This is a genomic window from Mizugakiibacter sp. (genome assembly GCF_039680435.1).
GTDB lineage: Bacteria > Pseudomonadota > Gammaproteobacteria > Xanthomonadales > Rhodanobacteraceae > Mizugakiibacter.
Genome location: NZ_JBDKSX010000020.1, coordinates 17,584 through 28,299, shown reverse-complemented (window position 1 = coordinate 28,299; position 10,716 = coordinate 17,584). Strand labels below are relative to the sequence as shown.

The 10,716-nt window shown below is 69.6% G+C and carries 10 protein-coding genes and 1 pseudogene; 5 read left to right on the top strand and 6 right to left on the bottom strand.

Features of this window, described 5'->3' with window-relative positions; genetic code table 11:
- Nucleotides 1-295: 295 nt before the first annotated feature.
- The gene (locus ABFC67_RS01680) at nucleotides 296-871 is read right to left on the bottom strand and encodes an FMN-dependent NADH-azoreductase (RefSeq protein WP_346736299.1); all 576 of its coding nucleotides are present in this window, start codon (nucleotides 869-871) and stop codon (nucleotides 296-298) included.
- A gap of 121 nt (nucleotides 872-992) precedes the next feature.
- Here ABFC67_RS01680 and ABFC67_RS01675 point away from each other — a divergent pair, with 121 nt between their 5' ends.
- The 3 genes from ABFC67_RS01675 (at nucleotide 993) to ABFC67_RS01665 (ending at nucleotide 3,974) form a co-directional block, all read left to right on the top strand.
- Nucleotides 993-1,949 (top strand): LysR substrate-binding domain-containing protein, encoded by a 957-nt coding sequence (locus ABFC67_RS01675; RefSeq protein WP_346736297.1) that lies wholly within the window; start codon nucleotides 993-995, stop codon nucleotides 1,947-1,949.
- Between the two features lie 67 nt (nucleotides 1,950-2,016).
- Nucleotides 2,017-3,162, top strand: a complete 1,146-nt coding sequence (locus ABFC67_RS01670) for a pyridoxal phosphate-dependent aminotransferase (RefSeq protein WP_346736296.1) — start codon at nucleotides 2,017-2,019, stop codon at nucleotides 3,160-3,162.
- An 11-nt stretch (nucleotides 3,163-3,173) separates the two neighbouring features.
- Entirely contained in the window at nucleotides 3,174-3,974 is an 801-nt protein-coding gene (locus ABFC67_RS01665; RefSeq protein WP_346736295.1) for an amidohydrolase, read from the top strand.
- Nucleotides 3,975-4,004: 30 nt separating this feature from the next.
- Here ABFC67_RS01665 and arsC read toward each other — a convergent pair whose 3' ends face one another.
- The 4 genes and pseudogenes from arsC to ABFC67_RS01645 form a co-directional block, all read right to left on the bottom strand.
- A complete protein-coding gene (gene arsC / locus ABFC67_RS01660; protein ID WP_346736294.1) occupies nucleotides 4,005-4,355 on the bottom strand; it encodes an arsenate reductase (glutaredoxin) in 351 nt (116 codons plus the stop codon).
- A gap of 8 nt (nucleotides 4,356-4,363) precedes the next feature.
- On the bottom strand, nucleotides 4,364-5,758 hold the full coding sequence (locus ABFC67_RS01655; protein WP_346736293.1) for a pseudouridine synthase: 1,395 nt from the start codon (nucleotides 5,756-5,758) through the stop codon (nucleotides 4,364-4,366).
- A 149-nt stretch (nucleotides 5,759-5,907) separates the two neighbouring features.
- Nucleotides 5,908-6,489, bottom strand: a pseudogene (gene scpB / locus ABFC67_RS01650) (SMC-Scp complex subunit ScpB); the annotation flags it as partial.
- Nucleotides 6,458-7,348, bottom strand: coding sequence for a ScpA family protein (locus ABFC67_RS01645; protein WP_346736292.1), 891 nt, complete (start codon nucleotides 7,346-7,348; stop codon nucleotides 6,458-6,460). The pseudogene scpB and the gene ABFC67_RS01645, both read right to left, overlap by 32 nt.
- Nucleotides 7,349-8,040: 692 nt before the next feature.
- Between ABFC67_RS01645 and ABFC67_RS01640 the strand changes: the two genes are divergently transcribed.
- Entirely contained in the window at nucleotides 8,041-8,412 is a 372-nt protein-coding gene (locus ABFC67_RS01640; protein ID WP_346736291.1) for a PilZ domain-containing protein, read from the top strand.
- Between the two features lie 40 nt (nucleotides 8,413-8,452).
- Here ABFC67_RS01640 and ABFC67_RS01635 read toward each other — a convergent pair whose 3' ends face one another.
- Nucleotides 8,453-10,147, bottom strand: coding sequence for a long-chain-fatty-acid--CoA ligase (locus ABFC67_RS01635; protein WP_346736290.1), 1,695 nt, complete (start codon nucleotides 10,145-10,147; stop codon nucleotides 8,453-8,455).
- Nucleotides 10,148-10,279: 132 nt separating this feature from the next.
- Between ABFC67_RS01635 and ABFC67_RS01630 the strand changes: the two genes are divergently transcribed.
- Nucleotides 10,280-10,708: a hypothetical protein gene (locus ABFC67_RS01630; protein WP_346736289.1), complete on the top strand. Its 429-nt coding sequence runs from the start codon at nucleotides 10,280-10,282 to the stop codon at nucleotides 10,706-10,708.
- Nucleotides 10,709-10,716: the final 8 nt, after the last annotated feature.

The window sequence follows — 10,716 nt, the reverse complement described above, 5'->3', positions numbered from 1 at the left end:
CGACGACGGCCCCGCGAGGGGCCGTTGGCGTTTCGGAGAGGGCGGGTGAGAACCCACGTGGGTTCGACTGCACGCGCGGGGAGCGCGTGCGGACGCCGCAGGCGGTCCGCGCCGCCAGGCGCGGATGCAGGCCATGGATGGCCTGCACAATCCCACCCTCTCCGCCAGAAACGACGACGGCCCCGCGAGGGGCCGTTGGCGTTTCGGAGAGGGCGGGTGAGAACCCACGTGGGTTCGACTGCACGCGCGGGGAGCGCGTGCGGACGCCGCAGGCGGTCGCGCCGTAATGCGGCTTTCAGGCCGCCTTGCGTACCATGCCATCGATGCCGGCGTATGCGGACCTGATCGCCTCTGCCTTGGTTTCGGGGCTGATGTTCAGGCCTTCCGCGCGCACGAACTCGATGTCGGTCACGCCGATGAAGCCGAGCACGTGGCGCAGGTAGGATTCCTGGAAATCCGCCTGCGGCGTCGCGGTATAGATGCCGCCGCGCGTCGAGGCGACGATCACCTTCTTGCCGCCGGCGAGGCCTTCCGGGCCACTGGCGGTGTAGCGGAAGGTCTTGCCGGCGACCAGGATGCGGTCGATCCATGCCTTCAGTTGACTGGGGATGTTGAAGTTGTACATCGGCGCGCCGATCACGACGACGTCGGCGGCGAGGAATTCGTCGAGGACGGCGTTGCCTTCGCGCACCGCGGGATCGGCGGCGTCGCCGGCCGGAGCCCAATGCGGCAGCGGCCGGGCGGCGAGGTCGCGGTACGCGATCTCGATACCGGGATGCTTGCGCTGCCACCGGGCCACGATCGCGGCGGTCAGTCCGCGGGACACGGAATGCGTGCCGAGGGCGCTGGAATCGATATGCAGAAGTTTCATGATGGGCCTCTTCACGGTCTGGGGCGTCCGGTGGGCGCCGCTCGTGATATAGGCTAGTTGTTGGACAATATCGCGATAAGTCGCCGAAAATGGGATGTATCGTTCAAAACAGGAAACAATCATGCATCTCCCGACGGGCGCCCTGCAGGATCTGAACGACCTGTACTTCTTCGCGATGGTGGTCGAGCACGGCGGCTTCTCGGCGGCCGGTCGCGCGCTGGGGCTGCCGAAGTCGCGGCTCAGCAAGCGCGTCGCGCAGTTGGAGGAGCGCCTCGGCGTGCGCCTGCTGCAGCGGACCACGCGACGTTTCGTGATCACCGAGGTGGGCGAACGTTTCTACGGCCACTGCCGGGCTGTGCTGGAGGAGGCGCGCGCCGCGCAGGACGCAGTGGACGAACTGCGCGCCGAGCCGCGCGGCGTGGTGCGGGTGAGCTGTCCGGTGTCGCTGGCGCAGACGGTCGTCGCCCGCATCCTGCCCGACTTCCTCGTGCAGTACCCCAAGGTGCAGGTGCGCCTGCTGGCGAACAACCGTCGTGTCGACCTGATCGGCGAAGGCTTCGACGTGGCGATCCGCGTGCGCACCAAGCTCGATACCGACGCCTCGCTGGTGATGCGCACGTTCGGCCTGTCGCGCGTGTTGCCGGTGGCCAGCCCCGCGCTGCTCGACGCGCTCGGTCGTCCGCAGCAGCCCGCCGACCTGGCCAGGCTGCCGGCGCTCTCGACGCTCGAACACGACGGCGTGCAGACCTGGGAACTGCTCGACGGCGACGGCGCGCGGGTCGGCATCGACATCCAGCCGCGCCTGATCTGCGGCGACTTCAGCGTCATGCTGGAAGCGGCGCGGCGGGGAATCGGCGCGGCGATGCTGCCGGAGCTCGTGTGCGCGCAGGCGGTCGCGAGCGGCGAGCTGGAGGTGCTGCTGCCGGAGTGGAGCGCGCCGGAAGGCACCATGCACTTCGTCTATCCGAGCCGCCGCGGCCTGTTGCCGGCGGTGCGCGCGTTCGTGGACTACCTGGCCGAGCGCCTGCCCGAGGCGACGCGGCGCAAGCACGAGGAGTGCAAGGTGCGCAAGCCCTGACCCGCAGCGGAGCGCCCCGGCGGCGTGCTAGCATGCCGGGCGTTTGGCCATCCAAATTGCGAAGCCCATGCAGATCCAGACCAAGCTGCCCAAGGTTGGCACCACCATCTTCAGCGTGATGAGCCAGCTCGCGCTGGAACACAAGGCCGTCAATCTGGGCCAGGGCTTTCCCGATTTCGACCCGCCGCGGCCGTTGCGCGACGCGCTGACGCGCGCGATGGACGAGGGCCGCAACCAGTACGCGCCGATGACCGGCATCCCGGCGCTGCGCGAGCAGATCGCGCTGAAGACCGAGCGCCTGTACGGCCGGCGCATCAGCGCCGACACCGAGGTCACCGTGACCTCCGGCGCCACCGAGGCGATCTTCGCCGCGATCGCCTGCAGCGTCGGCACGGGCGACGAGGTGATCGTGCTCGACCCCTGCTACGACTGCTACGAGCCGGCGATCGAGCTGGCCGGCGGCCGCGCGGTGCACGTGCCGCTGCGCCTGCCGGACTTCGGCGTGGACTGGCAGCGCGTCAGGGACGCGGTGACGCCGAAGACGCGCATGATCATGATCAACACGCCGCACAACCCGTCCGGCGCGGTCTTCACCGCCGCCGACCTGGACGCGCTGGCGGGGATCGTGCGCGCGAGCGGCATCCTGGTGCTGTCGGACGAGGTCTACGAGCACATCGTCTACGACGACGTCGCGCACCAGAGCGTGCTGCGCCACGCGGAGCTGGCCGAGCGCAGCTTCGTGATCAGCTCGTTCGGCAAGACCTACCACTGCACCGGCTGGAAGGTCGGCTACTGCGTGGCGCCGAAGCCGATGTCGGCGGAGTTCCGCAAGGTGCACCAGTACCTGACGTTCTGCACGTTCAGCCCCGCGCAGTGGGCATTCGCCGCGATGCTCGAGCACGAGCCGCGGCACTACCTCGAACTGTCCGCGTTCTACCAGGCCAAACGCGACCGCTTCCGCCAACTGCTGGCGCCGTCGCGGCTGAAGCTGCTGGACGTGCCGGGCGGCTACTTCCAGCTTGCCGACTACGCGGCGATCCGCGACACCGACGACATCAATTTCTGCGAGTGGCTGGTGCGCGAGGGCGGCGTGGCGGCCATCCCGCTGACGCCGTTCTACGACGCCGCGCCGCAGACCCGCCTGGTGCGCCTGTGCTTCGCCAAGAACGACGCCACGCTGGAGGCGGCCGCCGAGCGGCTGTGCGCGCTGTGAGCGCCGTCGCCATGCGGCCGCTCACCGTCAGCCTCGTGCAGGGGGATACGCGCTGGCACGACCCGGCGGGAAACCGCGACTACTACGGCACGCTGGTGCGCAGCCTGGCCGGCCGCGGCAGCGACCTGATCGTGCTGCCGGAAACCTTCCTGTCCGGCTTCACCAACGAGACGCTGGGCAATGCCGAAACCATGGACGGCGAGGGCATCGCCTGGCTGCGCGCACTGGCAAGCGAGGCGAGGGCGGTGATCACCGGCAGCCTGGTGGTGCGCGCGGACGACCGCTGTGTCAACCGCCTTGTGTGGATGCGGCCGGACGGCAGCTTCGAGCTGTACGACAAGCGCCACCTGTTCCGCATGGCCGACGAGCACACCCGCTACGCCGGCGGCGAGCACCGGCTGATCGTCGAGCTGAACGGCTGGCGCGTCTGCCCGCTGGTCTGCTACGACCTGCGCTTCCCGGTGTGGATCCGCAACCGGCGCAACGAACGCACCGTCGGCGGCATGGACTACGACCTTCTGCTGTTCGTCGCCAACTGGCCGGCGCCGCGCCGTCAGGCCTGGCGCACGCTGCTGCGCGCGCGCGCGATCGAGAATCTCAGCTACTGCGTCGGCGTGAACCGCGTCGGCAGCGACGGCAACGGCCATCCCTATGCGGGCGACAGCGCGGTGCTGGACTGCCTCGGCGAATCGCTGGTCGAGCTGGGGCCGGTCGCGCAGGTCGCCACGGTCACGCTCGATCCGCAGGTACTGCGCGCGCACCGCGAGCGTTTCCCGGCGTGGATGGACGCCGACGCGTTCACGCTGGGCTGACCCCGCCGACCGCGCCGCATCGCGCGGCGATCACAGGATGTCGAGTACCGCCTCGGGCGGGCGACCGAGCGCGGCCTTGCCGTTGGCCAGCACGATCGGGCGCTGGATCAGGCGCGGGTGCGCCACCATCGCGGCCACCAGCTCGTCGCGACTGAGCGTCGGGCGGTCGAGGCCGAGTTCGAGATACTCGGGCTCGTCCCGGCGCATCAGTTCGCGCGGCCCGGTGCCGAGCCGGTCGAGGATGGCAGACAGCTCGTCCGCGCCGGGTGGCGTGTCGAGGTAGTCCACGATTTCCGGCTGCAGGCCGCGCGCCTCGAGCAGCGCCAGCGTCGCCCGCGATTTTGAACATCGCGGATTGTGGAAGATGCGCACTTTGTCCATGGCTGCGCTCAGCTATGGCCGCGTCCGCCGCCGTGGCCGCCCTGGCCGCGGCCCTTGTGGCCGCCCGGCCTGCCGCGCATCGGCTTGCCCGCAGGGCGTGTGCCGCCGGGAGTATGCGTTCCGGCATAGCCGTGCGGGCTCCGCTGACCGCCGCCCGGGCCGCGCTGCGCACCGCCTGGACCGCGTTGCGCGCCGCCCGGGCCGCCGCGCTTGGGACCGCCGGCGCCGCGCTGCTGCCCCTGTCCCGGGCCGCCCGCGCCGCGTCCGCCGCCGCGCGTCTCGCCGGCGAACCAACTGCGCACCGAGGGCAGCTCCTGGCCGGGAGCGACGCCGCGCCGGTTCTTCTTGCGCTGCGGCTTCTCCGGGCGGGCCACGTTGCCGTTGACCTCCCTCTTGCCGCCGGGACGGCGCTTGCCGCGTCCCGGGGCAGACGGCTCCGGGCGGATGCGGTCGAACGCCGTCAGCTCGCGCGCCTCGCTGTGGTAGGCGCCGGTCCAGGCCTGCGGCGCGCTGCGCTCGGTGCGCACTTCGGTGGTGCCGCGCGGTGCGGCGCGGCGCTGGTGCAGCACCGGTTTCAGGGTCAGGGTCGGCTGTGGCGCGCCGAGGCCGGCCTGCTGGCGCAGCGCCTTGACCGCGTCCGCGTCGAGCGTCTCGCAGTCGCCGTGGCGCAGGCCGCGCGGCAGTTCGAGGTTGCCGTAGCGGATGCGCTTGAGGCGGCTGACCAGGAAGCCCTGGGAATCCCACAGGCGGCGCACTTCGCGGTTGCGGCCCTCGCGGATCACCACGCGGAACCAGCTATGGCTGCCGCCGCGGCTGATCACCGCGATCTCGTCGAAGCGTGCGGGGCCGTCCTCCAGTTCCACGCCGGCCTTGAGTTTTTCGATCGTCTCGTCGGGCACTTCGCCGTGCACGCGGCACAGGTATTCGCGCTCGATGCCGCTCTTCGGATGCATCAGCGCGTTGGCGAGCTCGCCGTCGGTGGTCAGCAGCAGCAGGCCGGTGGTGTTGATGTCGAGCCGGCCGACTGCGACCCAGCGCGCGCCCTTCAGGCGCGGCAACTGCTCGAACACGGTGGGGCGGCCTTCGGGATCGTCGCGGGTGGTCAGCACGCCTTCGGGCTTGTGGTAGATCAGCACCTCGGTGTCGTCGCGGCTGTCGGTGGCCACGACGAATTGCTTGCCGTCCATGACCACGCGGTCGCCGGCCTTCACGCTCATGCCGATTCCGGCGGGCGCGCCGTTCAGCTCGACTTCGCCGGACTGGATGCGCTGCTCGAGCATGCGGCGCGAGCCGAGGCCGGCATTGGCCAGCACCTTGTGCAGGCGCTCCTCCAGCGCGGGCGCGGCGGCTTCCTCTGCGCGCGGGCGCTTGAGCGTGAGCAAGCTGCGGGGTGGCGCATTCATGCGCGGTTCTCCTCGGTGTCGTTGTCGCCGACGGCGATGGCGTCGTCGGCATCGGAAAAGGGGGCGGATTGATCGGCGTCGTCGCCATCCGCATTCGCGTCGGGGGTATCGACGGACGCTTCGGTTTCCGCCTCGTTCGCGTCGGCGGCGATCCGCGCGGGGATCGCCTCGTCGCCGTCGAAGCGCAGCTGCGGCTCGATCTCGTCGAGGTCGCGGATTTCGGCGAGCGTCGGCAGCTCGTCCAGCGATTTCAGGTTGAAGTAGTCGAGGAAGCCCTTGGTGGTGCCGAACAGCGCCGGCTTGCCGGGGACGTCGCGGTAGCCGACCACGCGCACCCACTCGCGCTCTTCGAGGGTCTTGACGATGTTGCTGGAGACGGCGACGCCGCGGATCTGCTCGATCTCGGCGCGCGTGATCGGCTGCCGGTAGGCGATCAGGGCGAGCGTTTCCAGCAGCGCGCGCGAGTAGCGGCTGGGCCGCTCGGTCCACATGCGCGCCACCCACGGGTGCACGTCGGGGCACACCTGGTAGCGGAAGCCGGAGGCCACTTCGACCAGCTCGACGCCGCGCCCCGCGCAGTCCTCGCGCAGCGACTGCAGCACGCGGGCCAGCTCGTCGTGGCTCACCGCTTCCTCTTCGGTGAACAGCGCGGCGATCTGCGCGATCGACAGCGGCTGCGCCGCGGCCAGCAGGACAGCTTCAATGATGCGCTTCAGTTGATTGAATTCCATCGTGGTCTTCGGCTGTCGCCAGCGCCTTCAGGTAGATCGGCGCCAGCGGCGCCTCCTGCATGATCTCGATCAGCTGTTCCTTGGCCAGTTCCAGCAGGGCCAGGAAGGTGACCACCACCCCGAGCCGGCCCTCGCTGGCCTCGAACAGGCTCTCGAAGCGGTGGAACACGCCGTCGCCCAACCGGTTGAGCACGTCGCCCATGCGCTGGCGCACCGACAGGGCCTCGCGCTTGACCGCGTGATGGCCGAACAGCTCGGCGCGATGCAGCACGTCGCGCAGCGCCAGCAGCAGTTCCTTCATCTCCACCGGCGGCGGCAGGCGGATCACGTTGCGGTCGGCCACGTAGGCCTGCACCGCGGACGTGTCGCGTTCCATGCGCGGCAGCGTGTCGATGTCCTCGGCCGCCTTCTTGAAGCGTTCGTACTCCTGCAGGCGGCGCACCAGCTCCGCACGCGGATCCTCTTCCGCGCCTTCCTCGGCCGGCGGCCGCGGCAGCAGCAGCCGCGACTTGATCTCGGCCAGGATCGCGGCCATCACCAGGTATTCGGCGGCAAGCTCCAGACGCAGCTCCCGCATCATCTCGATGTAGTCCGTGTACTGCCGGGTGATCTCGGCGACCGGTATATCGAGGATGTCCAGGTTCTGGCGCCGGATCAGGTACAGCAGCAGATCCAGCGGTCCTTCGAACGCGTCGAGGATGACCTCGAGCGCATCCGGCGGAATGTAGAGGTCCTGCGGCATCTCCAGGACCGGCTGCCCCTTGACCATCGCGAGGGGCATTTCCTGCTGCTGTGGAACCGGCGCGAATACGCCATGTGGCGCATCGGCCGCGCTGACCTCAGCTGGCTCGGTGCTCATTCGGCACTCGTATCAAGGCGGCCGCATGCCGCGGCCTGGCTTGGGCGACCCCGTACGTCGGTTCTTGGCGGATCCGGCATCACCGGACCCGGAAGCGGCGGGACGATCGCGTCCGCCATCGGGTAGGCGCAGCAGAGGTCGATCGCGCCGTGCTCGCGGCGGCGTCCGACAGTGCGGATGCTCGTTCGAGGGCCGCCGGGGAAGCGGCGATACGGCCTTGCGCGTTCGGTACCGGGCGGCCTCTCGCCGTCCGAACCCCACCCTTGCGCGGTGAGATTACGGGGTCGCGCGGCGCAAGTCCAGCGCTGCGTTGCCGATCCTTGCGCCGCAGCGCATCGGTGACGGCGCGGTCCGGGACGGGCGCGAGGCCTGGACAGGCGTGGCAGCGGCTTGCCGCAAGCCGGGTCGCAATCCGACAAAATTTTGCACGTGGCGCCAGCGGACGGCGGCATTGCGCAATGCGGCACCAGTGGCGCGGATTTTGCTTCGGGGTACGCGGCATTCGGGGCGCCCTCGATCGGCAATCCGGAATCGCCTGTCGGCGGTGGGGGACGCGCACTATGATCGCTGCGGTCACGCGGGAATCGAGCGAATCGGTAGCGACGACGCCTGCGCCGGAAGACGCGGCCGCGGCGCCCTGGCTGGCAGCGCGCTGCCGCGAGCTCGGCGTAGTCGGGTGCGGGGATTGGACGATGCGCCATAAGAACAGCAAGGGGACGGAACCGGTGACCACCCAGGGCCTGCGCCATGCGCGCATGAAGATCGAGACGGCGGTGCTGATGAGCCGCGGCGGCGACGCGTTTTCCAGCGAGGTGGCCGACATCTCCGCGACCGGCGTGATGGTGCAGCGGCCACAAGGCTGGGGCGCTCAGCCCGGCGAGCTGTGGGTGCTGGACATGCTGGTCGGCGAGGATCTCAACATCCACGTCGAGGCGACCGTCGCGCGGGTGACCGCGCACCATGTCGGTTTCGCCTACGCGCGCATTCCCGACGACAGGCAGGTTGCGCTGTGGAATCTGCTCGGCGGCTACGCCGACAGCCTAGAGCCCTGGGACGACGAGTGAACGCGCCACCGCCGTGCGAACGGCGGCGCGGTAGCCCGCATCAGGCCGACGGCGACGGCGACGGCGACGGCGCGCGCAGCTCGCGGCGCAGGATCTTGCCGACGTTGCTCTTCGGCAGCGAATCGCGGAACTCGATGTACTTCGGCCGCTTGTAGCCGGTCAGCGCGTCGTGGCAGTGCTTGCGCAGGTCTTCCTCGGTGAGGTTGGGATCCTTCTTCACCACGAAGATCTTCACCGCTTCGCCGGAATGCTCGTCCGGCACGCCGACCGCGGCCACTTCCAGCACGCCCGGATGCTGGGCGACCACGTCCTCGACCTCGTTCGGGTACACGTTGAAGCCCGACACCAGGATCATGTCCTTCTTGCGATCGACGATGTAGACGAAGCCGCGCTCGTCCATGCGCGCGATGTCGCCGGTGTGCAGCCAGCCGTCGGCGGTCAGCACCTTGGCCGTCTCGTCGGGGCGGTTCCAGTAGCCCTTCATCACCTGCGGCCCCTTCACGCACAGCTCGCCGACACCGCCGATCGGCAGGCTGTGTCCGTTCTCGTCCTGGATCGAGATGTCGGTGGAGGGCACCGGCAGGCCGATCGATGCGTTGTACTCGGCAAGATCGAGCGGATTGATGCAGACCGCGGGCGAGGTTTCGGTGAGGCCATAGGCCTCGGCCAGCGTGCAGCCGGTGACTTTCTTCCAGCGCTCCGCCACCGCGCGCTGCACGGCCATGCCGCCGCCGAGGGTGAGATGCAGGCGCGAGAAGTCGAGGCGATCGAAGCCCGCCGTGTGCAGCAGGCCGTTGAACAGGGTGTTGACGCCGGTGATCGCGCTGAAGCGCACCTTGGCCAGCTCCTTGACGAAGCCCGGCATGTCGCGCGGATTGGTGATCAGCACGTTCATGCCGCCGAACTTCATGAAGGTGAGGCAATTGGCGGTGAGCGCGAAGATGTGATAGAGGGGCAACGCCGTGATGACCACCTCTTCGCCCGACGCGACGTTGGTGCCGACCCACGCCGCCGCCTGCAGCATGTTGGCGACCATGTTGCGCTGGGTGAGCATGGCGCCCTTGGCGACGCCGGTGGTGCCGCCGGTGTACTGCAGGAAGGCGATGTCGTCGTGCCCCAGCGTCGGCCTGGGTACGGGGTGGCGCATCCCGCGCGCCAGCGCGGCGTTGAAGCGGATCGCGCCGTCGATGCGGTAGGGCGGCACCATCTTCTTGATGCGCTTGAGCGCGAAGTTGATCAGCGCGCCCTTGGGGAAGCCGAGCATGTCGCCGAGCCCGGTCGTGACCACGTGCTCGACGTGGGTGTCCGCCAGCACCTCGGCGACGGTGGCCGCGAAGTTGTCCAGCACGACGATCGCGCGCGCGCCGGAGTCCTCCAACTGATGCCTCAGCTCGCGCGCGGTGTACATCGGATTGGTGTTGACCACGGTCATGCCGGCGCGCAGCGCACCGAACAGTGCGATCGGGTACTGCAGGCAGTTCGGCATCATGATCGCGATGCGGTCGCCCTTGACGAAGCCCAGCTCGCCGGTCAGGAACGCCGCGAAGCGGGCGCTGAGGCGGTCCAGGTCGCCGTAGCCGAGCACGCGCCCGAAGTTGCTGAAGGCGGGGCGATGGCGAAAGCGCTCGCAGGCTTCCTCGAACAGCGCGACCACCGATGGATAGGTGGCGGTGTCGATCTCCGCCGGCACGCCGGACGGATAGTGGGCGAGCCAAGGACGCTGGGTGTTGCTCATGACGCCGTTCCCTCCCCTGGGCGGATGTGGCGCAGTCGCACTTGGTCTATCGTGCGTGTTGCGGCGCGCTTCGGCATTGGAGCATAAGGCTCCGAAGGGGGGCAAGCCGCGCTGCCGCTGCGGGAGTCGAGGATGCGCCGTTACACGATGTTCGCGCTTGCCGTTGCGCTGGCGCTCGTGGCTTGTCGACGCACGCCGGACGAGCAGCGCGTGCGCGCGGCGGTCGCCGCGGCGGTTTCCGCAACCGAAGCGAACGAGCCGCGCGGCGTGCTGGCCCTGGTCGACGATGATTTCGACGGCAACCGCGGCGCGCTCGATCGCGCCGGTCTCGCCAGCCTGCTGCGCCTGCAACTGCTGCGCGGCCAGCGCGTGCACGTGTTGACCGGACCGATCGATGTGGAGCGGCGCGGAGAGCGCCTGCTGGCGCGCTTCACGCTGACGCTGGGCGGCGGCGCGGGCGCGCTGCCCGAACACGCGGGTGTGTATCGCGTCGAGACCGCGTGGCGCCGCGACGGCAACGATTGGCGTTGCTACAGCGCCAAGTGGGAACGGACGCTGTAGGCGTTCGC

Bases quoted from the DNA above. Each gene is read 5' to 3' on its own strand.
- ABFC67_RS01680 (WP_346736299.1), bottom strand. From the start codon at position 871: ATGAAACTTCTGCATATCGATTCCAGCGCCCTCGGCACGCATTCCGTG.
- ABFC67_RS01675 (WP_346736297.1), top strand. From the start codon at position 993: ATGCATCTCCCGACGGGCGCCCTGCAGGATCTGAACGACCTGTACTTC.
- ABFC67_RS01670 (WP_346736296.1), top strand. From the start codon at position 2,017: ATGCAGATCCAGACCAAGCTGCCCAAGGTTGGCACCACCATCTTCAGC.
- ABFC67_RS01665 (WP_346736295.1), top strand. From the start codon at position 3,174: ATGCGGCCGCTCACCGTCAGCCTCGTGCAGGGGGATACGCGCTGGCAC.
- arsC (WP_346736294.1), bottom strand. From the start codon at position 4,355: ATGGACAAAGTGCGCATCTTCCACAATCCGCGATGTTCAAAATCGCGG.
- ABFC67_RS01655 (WP_346736293.1), bottom strand. From the start codon at position 5,758: ATGAATGCGCCACCCCGCAGCTTGCTCACGCTCAAGCGCCCGCGCGCA.
- ABFC67_RS01645 (WP_346736292.1), bottom strand. From the start codon at position 7,348: ATGAGCACCGAGCCAGCTGAGGTCAGCGCGGCCGATGCGCCACATGGC.
- ABFC67_RS01640 (WP_346736291.1), top strand. From the start codon at position 8,041: ATGCGCCATAAGAACAGCAAGGGGACGGAACCGGTGACCACCCAGGGC.
- ABFC67_RS01635 (WP_346736290.1), bottom strand. From the start codon at position 10,147: ATGAGCAACACCCAGCGTCCTTGGCTCGCCCACTATCCGTCCGGCGTG.
- ABFC67_RS01630 (WP_346736289.1), top strand. From the start codon at position 10,280: ATGCGCCGTTACACGATGTTCGCGCTTGCCGTTGCGCTGGCGCTCGTG.